The 22,105-nt window shown below is 31.0% G+C and carries 22 protein-coding genes; 5 read left to right on the forward strand and 17 right to left on the reverse strand.

Translation table 11 applies throughout. The features are described 5' to 3' along the window. Nucleotides 1-54: 54 nt before the first annotated feature. Nucleotides 55-1,524 carry a CoA-acylating methylmalonate-semialdehyde dehydrogenase gene (locus MUN68_RS10165; RefSeq protein WP_249996662.1) on the reverse strand — a complete coding sequence of 490 codons (1,470 nt, stop codon included), beginning with the start codon at nt 1,522-1,524 and terminating at the stop codon, nt 55-57. Between the two features lie 206 nt (nt 1,525-1,730). On the opposite strand from MUN68_RS10165, the gene MUN68_RS10170 reads away from it, so the two are divergent. Beyond that, nucleotides 1,731-3,104, forward strand: a complete 1,374-nt coding sequence (locus MUN68_RS10170) for a hypothetical protein (protein ID WP_249996661.1) — start codon at nt 1,731-1,733, stop codon at nt 3,102-3,104. Nucleotides 3,105-3,107: 3 nt separating this feature from the next. Here the strand turns inward: MUN68_RS10170 and ade are convergent, their stop codons facing one another. The 3 genes from ade to pabB form a co-directional block, all read right to left on the reverse strand. Next, nucleotides 3,108-4,727, reverse strand: a complete 1,620-nt coding sequence (ade, locus tag MUN68_RS10175) for an adenine deaminase (protein ID WP_249996660.1) — start codon at nt 4,725-4,727, stop codon at nt 3,108-3,110. Between the two features lie 47 nt (nt 4,728-4,774). Next, the gene (gene tilS, locus MUN68_RS10180; protein WP_249996659.1) at nt 4,775-6,091 is read right to left on the reverse strand and encodes a tRNA lysidine(34) synthetase TilS; all 1,317 of its coding nucleotides are present in this window, start codon (nt 6,089-6,091) and stop codon (nt 4,775-4,777) included. Between the two features lie 81 nt (nt 6,092-6,172). Further along, the gene (gene pabB / locus MUN68_RS10185) at nt 6,173-7,498 is read right to left on the reverse strand and encodes an aminodeoxychorismate synthase component I (protein WP_249996657.1); all 1,326 of its coding nucleotides are present in this window, start codon (nt 7,496-7,498) and stop codon (nt 6,173-6,175) included. 101 nt (nt 7,499-7,599) lie between these two features. Here pabB and MUN68_RS10190 point away from each other — a divergent pair, with 101 nt between their 5' ends. Then, nucleotides 7,600-8,949, forward strand: a complete 1,350-nt coding sequence (locus MUN68_RS10190) for a DEAD/DEAH box helicase (protein ID WP_249996720.1) — start codon at nt 7,600-7,602, stop codon at nt 8,947-8,949. Between the two features lie 188 nt (nt 8,950-9,137). Here MUN68_RS10190 and MUN68_RS10195 read toward each other — a convergent pair whose 3' ends face one another. The 5 genes from MUN68_RS10195 to MUN68_RS10215 form a co-directional block, all read right to left on the reverse strand. Then, nucleotides 9,138-9,965, reverse strand: a complete 828-nt coding sequence (locus tag MUN68_RS10195; RefSeq protein WP_249996656.1) for a mechanosensitive ion channel family protein — start codon at nt 9,963-9,965, stop codon at nt 9,138-9,140. Nucleotides 9,966-9,992: 27 nt separating this feature from the next. Continuing rightward, the gene (locus tag MUN68_RS10200) at nt 9,993-10,169 is read right to left on the reverse strand and encodes a hypothetical protein (RefSeq protein WP_249996655.1); all 177 of its coding nucleotides are present in this window, start codon (nt 10,167-10,169) and stop codon (nt 9,993-9,995) included. Further along, nucleotides 10,169-10,771 (reverse strand): RNA polymerase sigma factor, encoded by a 603-nt coding sequence (locus MUN68_RS10205; protein ID WP_394357620.1) that lies wholly within the window; start codon nt 10,769-10,771, stop codon nt 10,169-10,171. The genes MUN68_RS10200 and MUN68_RS10205 overlap by 1 nt, the downstream gene beginning before the upstream one ends. Nucleotides 10,772-10,920: 149 nt before the next feature. Then, entirely contained in the window at nt 10,921-12,174 is a 1,254-nt protein-coding gene (locus tag MUN68_RS10210; protein ID WP_249996653.1) for an alpha/beta hydrolase-fold protein, read from the reverse strand. 21 nt (nt 12,175-12,195) lie between these two features. Next, on the reverse strand, nt 12,196-12,618 hold the full coding sequence (locus MUN68_RS10215) for a MotA/TolQ/ExbB proton channel family protein (protein WP_249996652.1): 423 nt from the start codon (nt 12,616-12,618) through the stop codon (nt 12,196-12,198). A 189-nt stretch (nt 12,619-12,807) separates the two neighbouring features. Between MUN68_RS10215 and MUN68_RS10220 the strand changes: the two genes are divergently transcribed. The 3 genes from MUN68_RS10220 (at nt 12,808) to MUN68_RS10230 (ending at nt 15,236) form a co-directional block, all read left to right on the forward strand. Continuing rightward, nucleotides 12,808-13,869: a sensor histidine kinase gene (locus MUN68_RS10220; RefSeq protein WP_249996651.1), complete on the forward strand. Its 1,062-nt coding sequence runs from the start codon at nt 12,808-12,810 to the stop codon at nt 13,867-13,869. After that, nucleotides 13,862-14,578, forward strand: a complete 717-nt coding sequence (locus MUN68_RS10225) for a LytR/AlgR family response regulator transcription factor (RefSeq protein ID WP_249996649.1) — start codon at nt 13,862-13,864, stop codon at nt 14,576-14,578. Before MUN68_RS10220 ends, MUN68_RS10225 begins: the two co-directional genes overlap by 8 nt. Nucleotides 14,579-14,645: 67 nt before the next feature. Beyond that, a complete protein-coding gene (locus MUN68_RS10230; protein ID WP_249996648.1) occupies nt 14,646-15,236 on the forward strand; it encodes a hypothetical protein in 591 nt (196 codons plus the stop codon). 3 nt (nt 15,237-15,239) lie between these two features. Here MUN68_RS10230 and MUN68_RS10235 read toward each other — a convergent pair whose 3' ends face one another. The 8 genes from MUN68_RS10235 to MUN68_RS10270 all read right to left on the reverse strand — a co-directional run bounded on the left by MUN68_RS10235 (nt 15,240) and on the right by MUN68_RS10270 (nt 22,016). After that, complete coding sequence (locus tag MUN68_RS10235) at nt 15,240-15,647, reverse strand: DUF2721 domain-containing protein (RefSeq protein ID WP_249996647.1); 408 nt, start codon at nt 15,645-15,647, stop codon at nt 15,240-15,242. A 23-nt stretch (nt 15,648-15,670) separates the two neighbouring features. Further along, nucleotides 15,671-16,480, reverse strand: coding sequence for a DUF6090 family protein (locus tag MUN68_RS10240; protein WP_449421295.1), 810 nt, complete (start codon nt 16,478-16,480; stop codon nt 15,671-15,673). Nucleotides 16,481-16,577: 97 nt separating this feature from the next. Beyond that, nucleotides 16,578-17,267: a DUF6090 family protein gene (locus tag MUN68_RS10245; protein ID WP_249996645.1), complete on the reverse strand. Its 690-nt coding sequence runs from the start codon at nt 17,265-17,267 to the stop codon at nt 16,578-16,580. Next, nucleotides 17,260-17,997 (reverse strand): DUF6090 family protein, encoded by a 738-nt coding sequence (locus MUN68_RS10250; protein WP_249996644.1) that lies wholly within the window; start codon nt 17,995-17,997, stop codon nt 17,260-17,262. The genes MUN68_RS10245 and MUN68_RS10250 overlap by 8 nt, the downstream gene beginning before the upstream one ends. A gap of 463 nt (nt 17,998-18,460) precedes the next feature. Then, complete coding sequence (gene lpdA, locus MUN68_RS10255; protein ID WP_249996643.1) at nt 18,461-19,861, reverse strand: dihydrolipoyl dehydrogenase; 1,401 nt, start codon at nt 19,859-19,861, stop codon at nt 18,461-18,463. A 227-nt stretch (nt 19,862-20,088) separates the two neighbouring features. Then, nucleotides 20,089-20,859 (reverse strand): LuxR C-terminal-related transcriptional regulator, encoded by a 771-nt coding sequence (locus MUN68_RS10260; RefSeq protein WP_249996641.1) that lies wholly within the window; start codon nt 20,857-20,859, stop codon nt 20,089-20,091. Between the two features lie 46 nt (nt 20,860-20,905). Next, nucleotides 20,906-21,532 carry a CPBP family intramembrane glutamic endopeptidase gene (locus tag MUN68_RS10265; protein ID WP_249996640.1) on the reverse strand — a complete coding sequence of 209 codons (627 nt, stop codon included), beginning with the start codon at nt 21,530-21,532 and terminating at the stop codon, nt 20,906-20,908. Nucleotides 21,533-21,554: 22 nt separating this feature from the next. Further along, nucleotides 21,555-22,016 (reverse strand): Lrp/AsnC family transcriptional regulator, encoded by a 462-nt coding sequence (locus tag MUN68_RS10270; protein WP_249996639.1) that lies wholly within the window; start codon nt 22,014-22,016, stop codon nt 21,555-21,557. Between the last annotated feature and the right edge of the window lie 89 nt (nt 22,017-22,105).

Consider the following 22,105-nt stretch of genomic DNA (forward strand, 5'->3'; position numbering starts at 1 on the left):
AAATATAAATAGTTGATTAATAATTACTTAATTATGATTATGCAAACAAATAGATTAGCTCATCCAATTTGTTTGAGCTTCAGGATTCCACTTCGTTGTGGTCTTTTTATTTTGTGTCCAAAACTCTATTGAACTACGTCCTGTAATATCGCCAACACCAAATTTTGATTCATTCCAACCACCAAAAGAAAAAGGTTCTCGAGGTACAGGAACTCCAATATTAACACCAATCATTCCTGCGCTTGCACGCTCCATAACTTGTTTTGCTAAACCTCCACTTTGCGTAAAGACAGCAGCTGCATTTCCATAATTAGAACCGTTTTCAATCTCGATAGCTTCGTCTAAATCTTTAGCTCTTATAATTGAAATCACTGGACCGAAAATTTCTTCTCTAGCCACAGACATATCTGTTGTCACATAATCTATAATTGTTGGTCCAACATAATAACCACCTTCTTTTCCTTTTACAGTTGTATTTCTACCATCTAATAAGATTTTTGCACCATTTTTTTCAGCTTCATCTATATAACCTTCAATACGCTTTTTTGCTTCCGCAGTAATAACAGAACCCAAATTATCTCCAGGCACCATAGCTTTGGCATCTTCAACCATAAGATCAATAATATGCTGTACTTTATCTACTCCAACCATAACTGAAGCAGCCATACAACGTTGTCCTGCACAGCCAGACATTGATGCTACAACATTAGAAGCTGTCATTTCCGGATTTGCATCAGGCAAGACTAGCAAATGGTTTTTCGCACCACCCAGAGCCACACAACGTTTCAAATTAGACGTCGCTCTTTTATAAACAATTTTGGCAACTTTAGTAGAACCAACAAATGAAACCGCTTCAATTTTTGGATGATCGCAAATAGCTTCTACGACTTCTTTTCCTCCATTAACAATATTAAACACTCCATTGGGAAGCCCAGCTTCTTTAAGCAATTCAGCCATTCTAACTGTGCTTAAGGGTACAAGCTCAGAAGGTTTCATAACCATTGTATTCCCTAAAACTAATGCATTCGGTAACGTCCAATGCGGAACCATATTCGGAAAATTAAAAGGTGTAATAGATGCCACAACACCAAGTGGTTTACGCTCAATTCTACATTCTACACCTTTACTAACCTCTTGCACTTCATTGACCACTATTTGTGGCATTGACACAGCAAATTCACAAAGCTCCATACTTTTTTCAACCTCAGCTTTTGCCTCGCCATAGGTTTTTCCATTTTCGAGTTGAACTAATTTTGTGAGCTCATCCATGTTTTGCTCTAATAGATTACGATATCTAAAGAATATTTGAACGCGTTCTTTAAAGGTCATACCTGACCATTCTGGAAACGCTTTTTTTGCTGCTTGAACAGCATCATCAACATCTTGAGTTGTAGATAATGGAATTGAAGAAATTTTACTGCCATCTAACGGACTTAAAACGTCCATTGCATTTTGATCATTTCTTTCGAATTTACCATCTATATAATTTTTTACTTCGGAAAGTGTATCACTTACATTCATCATCGGGTTTTCAGATTAATTTTATTAATATTTGAACAAAAAATAAGAATGTTATAGAAATTTTGCAGTTTTATTAGCAATTTCCAATAGCATTCTATCCAAATATATGAAATTAATATTTATCTCAAACAAACTATGCAGAGTATTCATTTTATGACCTCGTTGTTTTTATTAATTATATAAATGATATTTTTACTAAAATTTTAAAGATGAAAAAATTAGCCTGCTTATTAGTCTTAGCAACTTCTTTTGCTTTTTCTCAAACTTCTGCATATGAAATAGAAGTAGACAAGGATAAAAAAATCAGTAGTTTAATACATTTTACTGATAATAGCTTTGTTATATGCGCTTCAAAGCAATCCTTAGGCTACAAATCAAATGATCCAAAACTCATTAGAATAGATAGCACTTTAAATGAAATTTACACAAATAGTTTTACAGGATTCACAAATTTTTTCGATTTTTCAATTGATGGCGCTATGTTGAACAATTACAGACATAATCCGAAAATGACTGCTAGCAAGGATGCTTATTCCTATATAAATAGTCAAGGAGAAATATTAGAAATTGAAAAAGATTTACTTTCAGGAGGAGAAGAAATCAAAAACAATGGAGAACGTTTTCTAATTGATAACACACAATTTACAATTGGGACTAGAGAAGGAAAAGAGTTCTCAAAAGATGTTTACAATCAGGATGATTTTTATTTATATAAATTAAATCTTAAGACAGGAGTTGCTAAAATTCAAAAAATGAATTTCCAAGGCCCTTCAGACATGGCAAATGATGGTAAATTTTACTTTTCTCTCTTTAAGCTAACTCATGATAGTTTTACAATCAAACTAAAAAAATCTACGCGAGACGTAAAAGAAAAACTCTATACCGAAATATTCTTATTAACATTTGATTTGAATGGTAAAAAAATTAAAGAAACAAAAATCGGAGCTCCACTAAAAAACGACAAAAATACTGCGCTAAATAAAGTTTGGTATGACAAAATTGATAAAGCATTTTACAGCTATGGATTTTATCATGAGCACAAAAACGCTAACAGAAAGTGGGCTGTAACAAAATTTAAAGGCTACTACATTCAAAAATATGATATCACAGGAAAGTCTCTATGGGATATACAAGCGCCTTTTAGTTCAGATATTTTTGATGACAATCAATCAAATATGGACTGTATTTTTACCTTGAATAAAGTAAACAAAACAAGGTTATTATTTTCATATGGAAATACTGATATTGACGTATTAAACATGGTGCAAATTGATAAAAACACAGGAAAAACTATTGAAGAAAATGTTCTAGAATTCAAGTCTAGTTATAATAATCGTATCACAAATTACCCTGTAGACATTGAACATAGGATCATGAAAGACGTTTATGGCAAAAAGGTTTTTTTAGATGTAAATACGATTCAACTCCTAGCTATTCATGAAGAATTTAACACTTATATAAAACAGTTTAAAAATAGTAAAGATAAAATTCACTACAAGTCATTTATTCTTGAAGATGGATTTATTGTGTTTGAAGCAAGTAGTGATGCTAATGACTATAAATTTTTAAAATTTAATTGGTAATTTTCAAACTTCTAAAGGTGTAAACTTAAAATCTGTTCCATTAAATAATCCTTTATCACTTAACTTTAATGATGGGATTACCAATAATGCCATAAAAGACAAGGTCATATAAGGCGCATGAAGAGTACTTCCCAATTCTTTTGCCATGTTATCAAGCTCTGCATAATGCTTACCAATAGTTTCCCCATCTTGATCGCTCATAATACCAGCAACAGGAAGTGAAACAATGTTTTCTTCGGAAGCTGAAACTGCACAAATTCCGCCTTTGTTTTCAATAATCAAATTAACAGCTTTACAAATCATGTCGTCAGATACACCAACTGCGATAATATTATGAGAATCATGACCAACTGAAGACGCAATAGCACCTTCTTTAAGTCCGAAATTTTTAATAAATGCCATTGCTGGTTCATCATTATTATACCGATTAACTACAGTCATTTTCAGAATATCGTTATTGGTATTTGAAACTAAATTTCCATCTTTAATTGTTGCATTTTCAATAAGTTCATTAGTTACCAACTGACCTTCAAGCGCTTCAATCACTCTAATTCGTTTTGCTTCTGAAGACACTCTGAAATCATTAACTTGTTTCTTATTGGTATTAAAGTTATTGAGAACTTCAAATGGAATGGACTTTAATTTAGAGATTCCATTTTCACTTAATAATACACCATTAATATAGGTTTGCAAAACCTTAAACTCTTTTAGATCTTCAACCACAATACAATCTGCATCATCACCTACTCCTAATAAACCAACATCAAGATCGTAGTGTTTTACAGGATTCACACAAGCCGCTTGTAACACTTTAAACACATCAATTCCTTTTGCAACTGCTCTAGCACAAAGTTTATTAATATGATCTATAATTAAATCATCAGGATGCTTATCATCACTACAAAACATCATGTTTTCAAAATGTTCAGGCAATAAATCAATTAAGGCATCAAAATTCTTAGCTGCACTTCCTTCTCTGATAAGAACCTTCATCCCTTTTTGTAGTTTCTCTAAACCTTCAGTGTAAGTAAAACATTCATGATCTGTAGACATTCCAGCGTTTATATATTTAGTAATATCATCACCAACGACTCCAGGAGCATGACCATCTATAGGCTTACTATAATGTTTTGCCCAAGCTATTTTTTTCAAAACCTCTTCATCATCAAATAAAACACCAGGATAATTCATCATTTCGGCTAAATACTTTATCTCAGGATTTGCCATTAAGGTTTTAATATCGTTGGAATCTATGATTGCTCCTGCAGATTCAAAAGACGTTGCTGGCACGCAAGAAGGCGCTCCGAAATTGAATTTAAAAGGTGTTTTCAATCCATTTCCTATCATAAACTCCACACCTTTCACACCAAGCACATTGGCTATTTCATGAGGATCAGAAACTGTAGCAACCGTTCCGTGATTTACGGCTATTCTAGCAAATTCACTTGGCACCAACATAGAACTTTCAATATGAATATGTGCATCAACAAATCCTGGAAGGATATAATGGTTTACATTATGATCTTTTTCTACAACAGAAACTATTTTACCATTTTCAATAGTAATTTCACCTTTAAAAATTCGCTTGTTTTGTATATCTACTATTTGTCCTTGTAATTTCACAATGAGTTTTATTTTTATAAATCCTGCATCAAATGCGGAATGACTGTTTATTTAATTTCAATTTTTAATATATGATTTGTCTTTTCAGTGATTTTAAACCGACTATCTGTTCGCATTCCAATAACCCAAACAATTTTATCTTCCGAAGTGAGTAACCACACTTTTTCTTTATCTGTTAAAGATAATTTCTCGTCTTTAAAATATTTACTGAGTTTCTTTTTACCATTCATTCCTTGCGGATGGAAAATATCACCATTTTCCCATTGACGAATATGTAAAGGGAATTCCAACTTGTCATTATCAACAAATATTATAGTCTTTGAAGATTCAGAAATAGCATCAACTTCATCAAAAAACAAAGTCCCAATAGGCAATTGACAAGTTTTATCATCAGTTTTAATATCAAAAGATTCTTTACTTTGCTCTGAATGACATAAATCTGTAAGAATTAAACGCGCTCTATTTTTTATCAATCGATGTGTTTTTGACAGCACTTGTTTTCCTGATTGTGCATCTAATAAATCAATCACATCGTTCCATTCGGTAAACCCATAATCTTTAAATATTTCATAGAGATATGCTCTTGGGCTATTAAGCTTTTTAAATTCTGAAATTTTATAAGTGATTTGATATTCATCAACAGAAGCAATAGCACGATTTAAAACCTCTTCAACACTTTCATCGACAATATCAATTGAATCATTTAAATTTTGAAGTGTCTTTTTAAAATTCTGAAGTAATTCTGGATTCGCTTCTTTAAGATGAGGAATGACTTGATGTCGTAATTTATTCCGAAGGTACTTATCTGAAGCATTACTACTATCCTCTCGCCATTTTAAATTAATTTTATTTGTATAACGCTCTAATTCATCTCTAGAAAAAGGCAATAACGGTCTGACTATATTATCATTAATTTCAGGAATGCCTGTTAAACCATTGAGACCAGTTCCTCGAGTTAAATTGATTAGAAAGGTTTCTAGATTATCATCAGCATGATGTGCTGTTAAGATGTAATCGAAATTCAAACTTTCTGCCACATCAGAAAACCAAAGGTATCGCAATTCTCTAGCAGCCATTTGAATTGAAATTTTCTCGGTTTCAGCATAAGACTCAGTGTTGAAAGCTTCTACAAAGGCTTCTAGATTTAAGGTTTTAGCAAATTCTAAAACAAAATTTTCATCCTGATCACTTTCATTTCCTCGTAAACTAAAATTACAATGTGCTAAGGTTATGTCGAACTTCAAAGTGTAACATAAATGCGTCAAAACAATACTATCCAAACCTCCAGAAATTGCAATAAGAAGCTTACTTTCTTTTAGAAAAGGAAGATTATTAGTGATATGATTTTGAAATTGCTCTAACAAGTTACTAGATACAATAGATTAGGAATTAGTTTAAAAGCTTCTTTATTAATATCAAATTTAAAGCTTTTACTTCTGAACTTTTTACTTTTTACTTTTTACTTTTCCCAAACCCTCAAGAACTTCTCGCATCGCCTTCGCTTTCAGCAAACATTCTTCGTATTCTTTTAACGGATCACTCTTTGCTGTAATTGCTCCTCCAACAGAATATGACACATACTTTTCAGACTCGTTATAAAAAATGCTTCTAATCACGACATTGAAATCAAAATCACTATCTGGTGTAAAATAACCTACAGCTCCAGAATATAAGCCGCGTTTTGTTACTTCTAGTTCTTCAATAATTTTCATTGCTGAAATTTTAGGAGCACCTGTCATGCTTCCCATCGGAAAAGTCGTTTTCAAAACATCAACAGGATGCGTTGTGTCGTTTATTTCGGAAATAATTGTTGACATCATTTGATGCACTTGATCAAAAGAATACACCTTACAAAGCTCCTCTACTTTGACACTTCCTTTTGTAGCAGTTTTTGACAAATCGTTACGCACTAAATCTACAATCATAACATTTTCACTACGCTCTTTAATATCTTCAGAAAGTTCTTTTTTAAGTTGATTATCTTCTGCTGGATTTAGTGATCGTTTTGCCGTTCCCTTTATAGGTTGCGATGTGATTTTACGCCCTTCTTTCTTGATATAACGTTCAGGTGAAGCTGATAACAAATACTTATCATATAACCTCAAAAAGGTGGCAAAAGGTGGTTTTGAAATCTGATTAAGATTGTTATAAATTTCTATTGGATTTATCGACGTGTTTTCAGCATAAAACTCTTGACAAAAATTAGCCTCATAAATATCACCTCTGTGAATATGACTCAGTACAGTATTAACTTTTTCGAAATATTCGTCTTTGTGCACTCTTAGCTTTATTTTGATATCACTTTGCTCTAAAACTTTTTCGTATGCAATAGAAGTGGCACTAGATTCAATTTGTTTCAAATCGTCTTCTAATTCATCAGAAACAAAATTTAAATAGTGAGTTTCTAAGGTATTACCTTTTAAAAAAAATAATTTTTTAGGCTGAAAAAAGCATAATTCAGGAAACTGCAATCCGTCAAAATTTTTAGAAGATAATAATTCTACATCATTTTTTAAATCGTAAGACAAATACCCAAACAGCCAATCTTTTGTACTAGACTGATACACTTTAAGTTGCTCAAAAGCATCGTAATAATCTGTTTGAATACTCGTAAAAGCTTCAATAGCTAAAACCGCATCATAACTAGCATATTTTTGCGTGTAATTATTAGAATCTAACCAAACGACTTCATCAAATTTCTGACTCCAAAGTAGCAGTTGATTTTTAAAGGTTTCTGGATTAGAAATATGTACGGATTTATGGCTTCTCAATGCAAAATGTATGAATCACAAAAATACAGAATTAATGCGGTGTAGAACAAGTCTGATATTCCAAAGTAAAAAATTATCTTTGCACCATGGAAAACGATGCCATCTCTTTTGAAGATTTAAATTTAAACACACCATTATACAATGCGCTAAACGACTTGGGCTTTGTAAAACCGACTCCTATTCAGTCTAAAGCTTTCAATCTTGTGGCTTCAGGAAAAGATGTTGTTGGTATTGCGCAAACTGGAACAGGTAAAACATTTGCTTACATGCTACCTATTTTGCGTCATTTAAAATATTCTACTCAAGACAATCCTAGAGTTTTAATTTTGGTTCCTACACGTGAACTTGTTGTTCAGGTCGTTGATGAAATTGAAAAACTAGCTGCTTACATTAATGTTAGAGTTTTAGGTGTTTATGGTGGCACAAATATCAATACACAAAAACAGGCTGTTGCTCAAGGGCAAGATATTATTGTAGCAACTCCAGGCCGTTTATTTGATCTCGCTGTAAGTCATGTGTTGCATTTAAAAAGCATTCAAAAATTAGTGATTGATGAAGTTGATGTGATGTTAGATTTAGGATTTAGACATCAATTACTTAATATATTTGACATCTTACCTGAGCGAAGACAAAACATTATGTTTTCGGCAACTATGACTGAAGATGTTGATGCATTAATAACAGATTTCTTCACAAAACCTCAACGCGTAACTATTGCAGTTTCTGGAACACCGTTGCATAATATTGAACAAGAACGTTATGATGTTGCAAACTTTCATACGAAGACTAATTTATTAGAATATCTATTAAACGATTCTGAAACCTATAATAAAGTTCTCGTTTTTGTCGCTTTTAAAAGATTGGCAGATTTACTATTTGAAGAAATAGAAGAACGCTTCCCAGGACAATCTTGTGTGATTCATTCTAATAAAACTCAAAATTACCGACTAAGAAGCATTGAGCAATTTAGAGCTGGAGATAATAGAATGTTGATCGCTACAGATGTCATGGCTCGTGGACTAGATATTGAAAACATAAGTCATGTTATTAATTTTGACACGCCAAAGTTTCCAGAAAATTACATGCATCGTATTGGTAGAACTGGACGTGCTGAACAACAAGGTCGAGCACTCACCTTCTCTACTAAAAAAGAGCAAGAAGCGATTGAGACCATTCAGGAGTATATGGAAATGAAAATCCCATTAATAGATTTCCCAGAAAACGTTGAAATTTCTAAACAATTAATTGAAGAAGAGCGTCCTCAAATTAGAGAACACAACAATCCAACAAAACAAACTGGAGATGATGTTCCTGGCCCAGCATTTCATGAGAAAAAAGACAAAAACAAAAAGGAAAATTTAGGAGGTTCTTATAAATTTAAAATTGCAGCAAAATACAAGAAACCTAAAACTAGAGGAGACAAAAATTACAACAAGCGAAATAAGAAATAAGTAATACAGCACACAGTATTCAGTATTCAGTATTCAGTATTCAGTCCTTACTCGTATGTAAAACAATTAAGAATGTTCTGCTTGATTTATCATAAAAAAATCCCTTTTCAAATTAATGAAAAGGGAAAGTGAACCATCGTCAAATCGTTAAAGACTTATAATCATACTAACCTTTAACCCTAAATTACTTAGTCTATAATTTTTATCTGATTCTCCACTATATCTTTAATAGGAACTATAAGTTTTCCTTCTGAGTTTTTGAGTGTCACTGAGATATTGCTTATTGCACCTACTTCGTACACTTTAGTCTCAAACTCTATTTTCTGACCAACTTCATAGGTCTTTCTTGTATAAAATGTTCTTAATAAATCGGCAACTACTTCTCTTGCTCCTAATCCAAATGCCAATGCAAATGACACTAAGAAAGCAGCAAGAATCATTGTAAGATTACTTGTTATGATTTCTGTATCAACACCTGCTTGATTTAGAGCTGTTATTGAAATGAATATGATTAACAAGAAAAACACGACTTGACTTATCATTTTTCCACCAGACAAATCCATAGACTCAAAAAAGGATTTTAGTCCGTTTTTTACAAAATTTGCAAACAACAATCCTAAAGTAAAGATGATTAGAGCTACAAATAATTGAGGCAAATAACCTAAGAAATTACTGATTTGCTCTGATAAGGTTTTCATATTTAATATATCAGAAACTATAATCAGCAACATGATATAAATAACCCATTTTACAAAGGTTGACACAATTTTTATAGTATCAAAATTGAGTTGTTTACCTTCAACAATTTCTATTTCATTTAACTTATCATCTAGTTTATTAGCGTGAGCGAGTTTCAATGCTTTTTTGATAAGCTTAACTACAATTTTAGTAATTAACCAACCTATGATTAATACTACTAATGCTAAAACGACATTCATTAACATGCTAGATATTTCTGGCCACATACCACTTAATGAATCTAATGCGTTATTCTTAATATCTGTTACTTTGTCCATTACGTTTGATTATATATTAATAGCTAATTATTTTTTATCTCTTTTATTCATTACTGTCTCTATAACGTCACCAAGATTGTAAGAAAACAATTCTGCTAACTCCATCAATAATTTTGCAATAGCAATATCATTCATCACCTTAGACTTAAGTTCTGGTGGAACTGCTCTCAATGGCTTATTTATGTCTTTAAAAGGATTCTCCATTACACAAGATTATCATTATAAACAGTTAACAATTTGTCCTTAGCACGTTTGATTCTCATCTTCACAGCACTTTCTCCAATATCTAAAACACTTACAATCTCTCTAATGGAAAGATTATCTTGGTATTTTAGCAACAGTATCATTTTTTCTTCAGGCGAAACGAGTTCTAAAGCTTGTTTGAGTTTATCTATTCTCATATCATTAAACTCTTCGTCGTTTGGCTCTTCAGAAATATTTTCTATATCTGCATAATCTACAGATTGCTTTTCAAATTTTTTAGCTGTATTTCGTGTGACATAATTAACACAATGGTTATAGGTAAATGCATACAACCATGTTGAAAACTTAGACTTCCCTTTGAAACTTGCCAGCTTAACAAATAGTTTCAAAAACACGTCTTGCGTTAAATCTTTTGCTTCGTCTTCATCTTTAGCAAAACCATAACATTTGTTATAAACTAAAGATGCAAAACGATCATACAGGACTTCAAAAAGTAAAGTATCATTGTTTTTCACAATATTACTCACCAGTTCTTCGTCTGTTTGCTTGTTATTTTTTTTTAAGGGTTCCAAAAATATTGGATTGATTATAAAGGTTAACATTAAGACACACACTTATAAATTAAGTCACATCTTAATACTTAAGAATTTCAAAATTATGAAAATTAACAGTTGAAGACTTCAAAAAGCACACATAAAAAAAGCGAATTCAAATGAATTCGCTTTTTAAATTAAGATATAAATAAACTATTTTAGTTTTGACTTAGAGCTTCTATACGTCTTTTTAGTTGTTCATCTCTATTTATATTGTAAGCAATATTAAGGTGTTTTATAGCGTTTTCTATATCATTTACCGATTCGAAATAATCAGCTAGCATTTCATATGCCAGAGTTTTATTTGGATAATACTCAATTGCTTTATTTAAAAATAATTTGGCCTTTTCTTTTTGATCAGTTTGAAAATACATGTGTCCATAGCCTACAAAAAGTTCTTCTACCATAGGTGGCACAACATAACCAAAATGGTTTTTATATATTTCTTCTTGATTTTTTAATGATTCAATTAAATCTTCTATTGAAGTTTCAGGATTATTATATGTCTGCGGACTTTTAAATTGATACCATTTGAAAACAGCAACTAATCCATCTCTAATTGCTGGCAATGGCACAGTTCCATGCAAATCTTCAGGGTACACCTTCCAGCTAAATTGAAGTCCGTTTTGTTTTTGAGCTGAAGCATATTCAGAAAACTCAACAATTGAACGCGGAAACAATGTAAACTCTGAAGTATTTTCCATCAAATTATCTATTGTAACTGTATCATCAGACATATGTAATTGCTCAGCAGCAAAAGCGACAAACAATGATTTACCTTTAAAGGATTTACTTTTCAACTTAACTTTTGCTTCTTTTAATAATTTTTGACCATCCCAATCTAAACTTGGGTCAATTGCTATATAATTATTAAAAAGATGAGAATGTTTTAGCAAAACATTTATTGTAAACAGTCCAGCGTAAGAATGGCCAATCAATGTTCGATATCTAGACGTCTGAAATGTTTTATCAATGTAAGGCATTAAATCGGTTTCAATAAATGTTGTAAACTGTTCTGCTCCTCCACTTTCATTTTGCATAGTAGCGCCACGACGATTTTCAATTTTTGAAATCGTTAAATTACGTGTTCTGTTTTTTCTATTTGATATGCCTACCAAAATCATATGCGGCATATAATGTCCCCAATAATTATCATAAACAACTTCTAAACTTGATTTTAACGAAAAACCATCTAATAAATAGATTACAGGATATTTAGCTTTGCTTTTCGGATTGTAATTTTCTGGCAATTTTACCCAAAAATGCCTATAACTATTTAAAGTCTTTGAATATATACTATCTGTAATCTCATAATCTATTTGATTAAATCCATCTTGTGTAGATTGAGCATATATCGACAGACTTGATAATACCGTAATTATAGTTACTGTTATTTGAATTATTTTTCTCATAATTTAAACATGAATATTAAATTATTCTGAAACCTCTTCAGAAGTTAACACAAATCTTAAAACAATAATTCCTACTCTAGTCACTACAAAAGTAAAAAGTCCAAAAGTTGCTGTTAATAATGACACTTTTAGTCCTCCAGCAAAAATAGATGGATCAGGATTACCCATTGCTTCAACAGAATCAAACGCTGTAATTAAACCAAGAACTGAACCTAGAAATCCTAATACAAGACCTAGCAAGCTAGAATCGGATGCAAGTTTTAACATTTTACGTGCTTTTTCTTCAGTTTTTTTTGCAGAAGAAAATCCAATCACAAGAAATACAATGGAAATAAGCAAACAAATTAATATTAGCGTCATGAAAAATGGTCCACCATCCATAAAAATATTCATAAAAATTGAAAAGTTAAATATGCTCTTTAAAGCAAGTGTTAGTGTCATCATAGTTTTTAAATTTAGTTAAACATACTCAAACTTAAAAATTAAGAGTTCTGATATTTAATTAATGCGACCAACAACCATTTTGCAGATGGATTCTACATAAATGTCAAAAAGCTTGCTAAATTGGTTGTTCATCTCAAAATAGACTTATCCAGTAAAAAAATATAGTATTATTGTATTGAACAACAGTATATGTTTACAAAGCAATTCATTTTAAAAAAAATAGGACAGATCATTTTACACCTTCTTTTTTGGGTTGGTGTATTATTTTTCTACACCTATTTTTTTGGAGTAAATAGCTCTAAATTTGAAGATACCTTACTCTTTTCACTTTGTTTAATGCCTACAACAATTGCAACTACTTATGTCTCGACGTATAAATTAATACCAGATTATTTAGTCACTAAACAGTATTGGCGATTTGCTCTTTATAGTTTATACACACTCATCATATCTGTATATTTATTAATGGTTTCGATTTTTTTTAGTCTCATTTACATTTCAAATTTCGAATATGACGAAATGAATCCTGCTACCAAAAATATAATTTTTATTTGCACTGCTGTTTATTTAGTCGTCGTCATCGTTAGCGCTTTTAAACTATTAAAACTGAATTTAAAGCAAGCTTCTGAAACAAAAGCATTAGAAACTAAAATCCTAGACACGCAACTAAAACTTAAGGAACAAGAGCTTAATTATTTGAAGATGCAAATTCATCCGCATTTCTTATTTAATACACTAAATACGATGTATGGTTTTGCGTTGAAGAAAGCTGAACAAACACCAGATATGATTCTGAAACTGTCTAACCTATTAGATTATCTATTGTATCAAGCTGAAAAACCTTTCGTTTTATTGTCTGAAGAAATTGCACATATTAAAGATTATATCGATTTAGAAAAAATGCGATTTAACGACACACTACAAGTCAATTTTAATATTGAAGTTGCTTCAGAAACGACAAGCATTGCTCCAATGCTATTGCTTCCGTTTATAGAAAACAGTTTCAAACATGGAAGTATTGTTGATGGCAAACTCACAATTAACATTCAACTTACAGCAGATACAAACTCCATTGATTTCAGCATACAAAATTCTAATTCTAAAAACTACGATTCTCAACAAGGTATTGGACTAGACAACATACAAAAACGATTGGAATTATTATATGCTAACCAATATCAATTAAACATAAAAAATCAAGAGAATCAATTTTCTGTACAACTTCAGTTAAAAACAGTTAATCATGACTAAAAAGCATCCTATTTCCTGTTTAATTGTCGATGATGAAGCGATTGCCAGAGAAATCATTGCAACTCATTTATCAAAAATTGACAACATCCATATTGTTGCGAGTTGTAGTAATGCTGTTGAAGCGTTTAACCACATCAGTAATCAAAAAATTGATTTGGTATTTTTAGATATTAATATGCCTGAAATTTCTGGTATTTCGTTCGCAAAATCTATTAATAATGACATTAAAGTTATATTTACAACAGCCTACAGAGACTACGCTGTTGAAGGTTTTGAGCTTAAAGCTGTTGATTATTTATTAAAGCCTATTTCATTTGAAAGACTTCAGAAAGCGCTTCACTCCTATTTTGAAATCTATGGCAAAAATGAGCAAATATTAATAGCATCTTCTGAAAATTCTGATTTCATTTTTGTACGATCAGAACGTAAAATGATCAAAATAAATTTTGATGCTATCATCTACATTGAAAGTTATAGCGATTACCTTAAAATACATTTAAATGAATCAACTATAATTACTAGAGAAACCATTACGTCTATTGAAGCCAAACTTCCGAAGTCTTTGTTTTTGAGAATTCACAGATCGTATATTATTTCTATTGCCTCCATTAATTCGTTTACGAATGAACACATTACCATTCAAAATAATGCGTTGCCAATTAGCAGAACGTATAAAAAAGAAGTCTTAAGTTTTTTAGAAAAATTTTAATCTATTCAATAAATCCTCTTTAATTACGTTGAACTAATAATTATTATTTTTGTAGAAAACCTACTTAATGGACGATTATTTACGCAACACTATTCCTAATTTAAAACCATTTGATTATAATCGTCATCACGATTCGCATTTTATTAATAAAGAATGGGTTTTAGTGAATGGGATTTCAAAGAAAAAGTCGATTTACACCTTTAAGGAAGATCATATCCTTGAAATATCTAGAAAAGCTTCTATAATAAAAACCTCATGGACATTAAGCATTAGTAATATTTTTTCTATTGAAACCGAAGATGGTCTCATCATCGTTAAAGCCTATTTTAAGGACGATGATGTTTTGGTATTAAATCATCAAAACAAAAATGAATTTGCGCTTTTCATAAATGCTACAAACTATTCAGAAGACCTAAATAACGTTGAAGACGTTCAGGTATTCTTAAGAGAAAAATACAAACAAAAAGTATCCAATTTAATTTATGATCACGAATTTTACTACATCGAATCGTTTAAAGAATATGGACCTTTTACTGTCGAAGAACTTTCAGAAAAAGTAAAATCTGAACTTATAAGTCCGTATTGCTTCGTTAGAGACATTAACGAAGATGATTACAGCAATCGATTACGAGTTTATGATTTAATAAAGGAACTATAACGATTACTTCTTTTTCAAATGACTTTCAATATCACTTAAATGAAGACTTAATGCTTTAGCCGAAATTTGAATTTCTTTAATCAATAATGTTAAAGACAGAATAAGTAGAATTAAAGCCAATCCGAAAACCCAAACAGCGAACGTATAATAATCGATATAAATCAGGAACATCGTTAAAACACAAAGCAGTAAGCTTGAAATTCCAAAAATTTGCATCCAACGGGTAAGATTTAGTCTTAATTTCAGATTCTTTATTTGCTCAATGAGTGAATCGTCCATTTGCTCCAAATACTTATCGTGTAAATTTCTAATGACTGCAGCATAAGCTAAAAAACGATTGGTGTAAGCCAACATGATTAATGATATTGCAGAAAACAAAAGTGCTGGAGTTGTGAGTGTGAGTTCGTTCATTAAGGTCTTTTTTAATGTAATAGTTAGTCAATATTAATAGTTTCTAATTGTGATATAAGATCTTCAAGTTGTACTATAACTGCATTAATACTTTGTAATTTTGAAGATTCATTTCCAATCAAATAACGTAAATCCTTTTTTAAACTTTCATCTTTACTTAAAACATCAACAACAGATTGAGCAAAAGTAGCATCAATATCAACCTCACATGTTTTTGGTAAAACTACTTCAAATCCATATCCTTTTTTATATTTAATAAAGATATCACCACATTTTGATCTTATTTCTGTCTGAATAGGATCTGGCATTTTCCCTCTTAAATTTTTTCTGTAGCTATTTGTTAGTTTAAACAAAATTGATTCGGTCCAATCGACTTCATAGTAGCGTATTAAAGCCGTTTTTAAGCGGTCATTTTGAATCAGATTGATTTGACCAGAAGCGATCAATTCTCTGTATGTTGATTCTGCAGAATTTGGATCCATTATTTGACTTGCCTGATACATATCTATTAAATTATCGACAGGATTAGGATTAGAGTCTGGAGAATTCTCATAAACTGAAATAGCATTCTTAGCATGACTAACAACTTGAGTTGAATAATTTAAAAGGCCTTGAAGAATTACTTTTTCTTCCCTAACATCTTCTAGAAGTCGATTACAATATTGAGATTCTAATTCTTTACTAATACGGTTTTGATTCCAATTATTAATTTGAAGTGCAATGAGAATACCAATAACTACGAGCACAATTTCACCAATAGCGTATTTGAAGTATTTACCACTTTTATTTTCCATGAGTAAGTTTTTACGAATATGTCTGAAGAATTTTATCATAGTATTAAATGTCTCCTCGAGCGCAGTCGAGAGGTTATTAATAGGTCTCGACTGCGCTCGACCTGACAACTAGCATAATTCTTAAAGAATTTTATCATTATAATTGTTTCAATAATTGATTGACTTCTTTTTCAGTGTCATCTAAAATTTGATTGTACCAGTTTAACTGAATAAAATGAAAGTGAAAGTCGTCTAACATTTTACTATATACTTCGTTAGTTACTTTATCAAAAGAAGAAGTTCTTCTGCTATAAATATATGTTTCACTTAATTTACTCCATCTATCATCTACAATTTTTCCGTTGTCTATCAGTCTATCATAATTAGAACCATAAAGCTTTATAATATTTTGGATGATTTTTTTCTGTTTGTAAGTATTGATTTCATTTCCTGCTATTGATGATTTAAAAGCTCCTGAAACAGGATAAAATGTACGTTGCCCAGAAAAAAGATAGACAGACATTAAAGAATCTATTTGTGATTTATCACTATCATAATCTTCTGAACACCTACTACTTAATAGGTTATAAGCATCAACTTTAGGTTTGGAATAGGATTGCACATAATTTATAAATTCTAGATCTTGTGTAAGATCATCTTTTACACTCTTAAAAAACTCTTGTTCTGCAATAGCATGTTTTCTACTTTCATTCCAATTATTGATTTGTAATGCAATAAGAATACCAATCACAACAAGGATAATTTCACCAATGGCGTATTTGAAGTATTTTGATGTTTTATTTTCTATGAGTAAGTTTTTACGAATATGTCTAAAAAATTTAATCATTTCGAGTTTTTTCTATAATTAGTTTTAAATCTTCTTTCATTTTTTTAAGACTAGGAATTACACGTTTAAGTATCCTTAAATAATTATTATATATTAATTGGTTGTTACTTATCACACGATATCTATATTCAGTACTATAAAGAAAATAGTTTTGTAATGCTACACTGCTGTTATCTTGCATAATGGTTTTACTCATATATTCAGGATACCAATCGTAATTATCTCTGAAAATATTCACCAATTCAATAGATTCATCATTTATTCTTGTTTCGAAACGGTGAACCATTCTTCGATCCATAAAATCATAAATCCCTATGACACTTAGAGACAAACTATCTTTGACAGCCAGTTCTTTTAATTGATTTACTCCTGTTTTATTTAAATTTGTGTTTACGCTCCTTCCTGTAATTATTCTAGATAAGCCAACGTCAAATAAATCGGGTGTTATAGAATCGCTAATGACTCTTTTGAAGATAAATTCTACTCCATTGTAATACTCTAATGTTTGCGACATTTGTTGAACATCATTGTCAATATCTACGACAATGCGTTCATAAATTGAAATGAGTTGCTCCTGTTTGAGCCTTTTTTCATTCCAATTATTGATACTCAGGGCTATCAAAATACCAATAACCACAAGGATGATTTCTCCTATTGCGTATTTGAAATATTTAGTGGTTTTGCCTTCATTAAGAAGGTTTTTACGAATGTGTCTAAAAAATTTAATCATAATACAAGTATTCTCTAGTCGAGCGCAGTCGAGACCTAATTAAGACCTCTCGACTACGCTCGAGGTGACATTTATTTTGTATCAAAGATTTAATCATTCACTTTGGTTAAAAAGCAAATTAGGTTGATGGTTGTAGTTGAAGCTGGTTAATTGTTTGTGTTTAAAGATATTAAATTGCAGCAAATATTCTTATTAAATTAAAGAAAAGCTATTTAGTTTTCCTTTTGGCTTCCTGCATGCACAGGAATGACAAATTATAATAATAAGCACAAAACATATATCATTCTTATGAAAGTAAGAATCCATTTTGAAATGGAATTTAGACTCCCAATCAAGTGAGGAATGACAACACTGCACAAAAAAAGCGAACTAAAAAGTTCGCTTTAATTCTTATACGTTGATATTGAGATTCAATTCACTGAATCTTCGATTTTCTTGACTACGCTCGAAATAACAGTTTTGATTAAACGTGAAGTGCTCTATCTTCGGTTGCAGCTAAAGCCGCTTCTTTTATAGCTTCAGCAAATGTTGGATGCGCATGAGACATACGAGAAATATCTTCAGCAGATGCTCTGTATTCCATAGCAACTACAGCTTCAGCAATTAAATCTGCACAACGTGCACCAATCATATGAACACCTAAAACTTCATCTGTAGTTTTATCGGCTAATATTTTTACAAATCCGTCAAGATCTCCACTTGCTCTTGCTCTTCCTAAAGCTCTAAATGGAAATTGTCCAACTTTATACTCAACACCAGCATCTTTTAATTCCTCTTCTGTTTTTCCTACAGCAGCAACTTCAGGCCATGTATACACAACACCTGGAATTAAATTATAATCGATATGTGGTTTTTGTCCTGCTAAAGTTTCAGCAACAAAAGTACCTTCTTCTTCAGCTTTATGAGCCAACATTGCACCTTTTACAACATCACCAATAGCGTAAATATTACTCACATTAGTTTGTAAATGCTCGTTAACTTCAATTTGTCCTCTATCTGTAAGTTTAAGTCCAGCAGCATCAACGTTTAAACCATCTGTATAAGGACGACGTCCAACAGACACTAAACAATAATCACCTTTAAACTCGACTACTTCACCTTTTTTGTTTTCAGCTTTTACAACAACCTCATCTCCATTGCGTTCAACAGACTGCACTTTGTGAGACATCATCATTTTACATTTTGCCTTTTTAAAGACTTTATTTAGTTCTTTAGATAGTCCAGCATCCATTGTTGGAAGAATTCTATCCATAAACTCAATCACAGTTACTTCGGCTCCTAAACGCCTGTACACTTGTCCGAGTTCTAAACCAATAACGCCACCTCCAATCACAATCATGTGTTTTGGAATTTCTTTAAGTTCTAAGGCTTCAGTAGATGTAATCACACGTTCTTTATCTAATGTAATAAACGGTAAATTTGATGGTTTTGAACCTGTAGCAACGATAATATTTTTTGCTTCAATTTCACCAGCATCTTTTCCGTCTATCTTAATATGCGTTGCATCTTTAAAGCTTCCTAAGCCTTCATAAACATCTATATTATTTTTCTTCATTAAGAAATCAATTCCACCAGTAGTTTGATCAACAACAGCTTGTTTACGAGCAATCATTTTTTCTAAATTTACTTTGATGTCTCCAGGAATTTCAATACCATGTTCTTCAAAATGTTTAGTCGCTTCTTCATAATGGTGAGAAGAGGACAACATGGCTTTACTTGGAATACAACCAACGTTTAAGCACGTACCACCAAGTGTAGAATACTTTTCGATTATTGCTGTTTTCATACCTAGTTGTGCACAACGAATTGCTGCTACATATCCACCAGGACCAGAACCTATTATTGCTACATCGTAAGATTTCATAAACTATTATTTTATCAATTTTTAATTCAATTACAAAAATACAATTTTGATTATTGAATTACTATTATTTTTAAGTGTTTACTTAGGCACAAAAAAAGCTCATTCTATTTAGATTCTAATAAAATCTAAATTTGAATGAGCGTATTTTCCCTCTTGAATTAATAACAGTTCAAAATTCATGATTAAAAAAAAAATTAGCAATACTCAAATTGAGTATTTGTAATAAATCATAAAAAATGCTGATTCATTTTGAGCATTCCTACAAGTTCTCCTGTTGAAGACACATTGAGTTTTTTGAGAATGTTTCTTCTGTGCGTATCGACAGTATGCGGACTTATATTTAATTTTTCTGATATGAGTTTACTAGAATAATCTAATAAAAGCAATCTAATTACATCACGCTCTCTATTACTAATTCCATCATGTAATAGTTTTTGATTAAAATTACTATAATAAATGGTTTCGTATTCATTTTGAGCATTCAACAATTTTGCAGATGCAGTAATCTCCATTTTAATACTTGGATCTAACACCGTATAATGTGCCAATCCAATAATGGGTTTTCCTTCAGAATCAAATGCTAAAGGTGTCGTATTTTGAACTATATTAACATAGTCTCCAGCTTTATTTTGGAATCTAAAATTCCAAGTATAATTAGCTCGTTCTCTATCTTCTTCTGGAATATTTTGAAGTGTAAACTCCATCAAGTGATCTAGTGCAGATAGCCAACCTTTAATATCATCTGGATGTATTCTTGTCCAAAAATAACGCATACCACTTGCTTTCATTTCGAGAGGGTCTAAACCCAAACACGCATTAAAGTTTTTACTAATGTATTCGAAAGTTAAATCTTGAGTATTGGTGACACAGAAAAAAGTAGAACTATAAGGCAAAAACTTATCAAACTCAATAATTTTCTTAATATGTTCTTCAAGTAAAGGCTTTTCGAAGGATTCAAAAATAGACTTATAATAGTCTTTAATTCGATGGTATTTCATAAAAAGTACATGTGTCTTTAGAGCAGCATAAAAATACACGTTTTTTTCAACTAGGAAAACCTAACATACTTCCCATTCCAACGGTAAATAACCAACAACCATAAATAGCATGTTCTATGGATACTAAAAGTGTAGATTTTGTTTTTTTAAATGTTAGAGCAAATAAGATGCCTCCTAAAAACGTCATAAAAAGCACCAAACTGCTTCTGAAAAAAATATGAGCTAATGAAAATAAAACAGCATTGAAAAATATGAATACAGATTCATTACTAAATAGTTTTTTATAACGTTGAAAAAAGAATGTTCTGTAAATAAGTTCTTGTGGATAAACAGAAAGAAAACTATAAAGAAATAAAAAAGCTAGCCATTTTAAAGGTTTGTTCAACATCACTACAAATAGATTTTCTTTATCTACAAACCACATGTATAATATCGTGAGAATTGCGATTCCAATTAACTGAGCTGCAACGCGTTTAAAAAAGTGTTTCCAACTTAAATTAGGAGCTATTTTAAATCTGTTTTTTTCAACTCTTAAAAGAACAAACAATATGTATATAAATCCTAAAACCGCAATAAACATCTTTACCCAAATGGCATATTCTATTGCGAAACTAACTGGTATTATAATAAAAATAATGAATAATTCTATAAGCTTATATGTAGTTGTTTGCATTCTATAAATATATAATAATACCTTATACTTTAATAGCTGTTGTATGTTTTACTTCATTAATCATAAAAGCGCTATGAGTGCTGCCAATATGGCTTATCGTTGTTAATTTCTTAACCATAAATTCACGAAATTCATCCATATCTGCAACAATAACTTTAAGAAGATAATCATAATCTCCACTAATATGGTAGCATTCCATAACTTCATCTAATTTGGTTACTTCTCGTTCAAATTTCATGACATAATCTTTAGAATGTTGTACCAATTTTATACTGCAAAAAGTAACGAAAGCCTTATCTACTTCTCGCTTATTAATTAACGCAACATATTTAGAAATAACACCTTCACGTTCTAATTTTTTAATACGTTCATATACTGCTGTTACAGAAAGGCTCAATTTATTAGATAACTCTTTATTGGTTTGTTTACTATCCTCTTGCAAGAATTGCACTAGTTTTTTATCAATGTGATCTAAAAGTATCATATGGAAAAATTTTCAGTTTCATGTCTACATAACGTAGAAGAACAAACAAATATAACTAACAAAACACTTATACATAGTTTTATATTCTA

This window comes from Psychroserpens ponticola (assembly GCF_023556315.2).
Classification (GTDB): domain Bacteria; phylum Bacteroidota; class Bacteroidia; order Flavobacteriales; family Flavobacteriaceae; genus Psychroserpens; species Psychroserpens ponticola.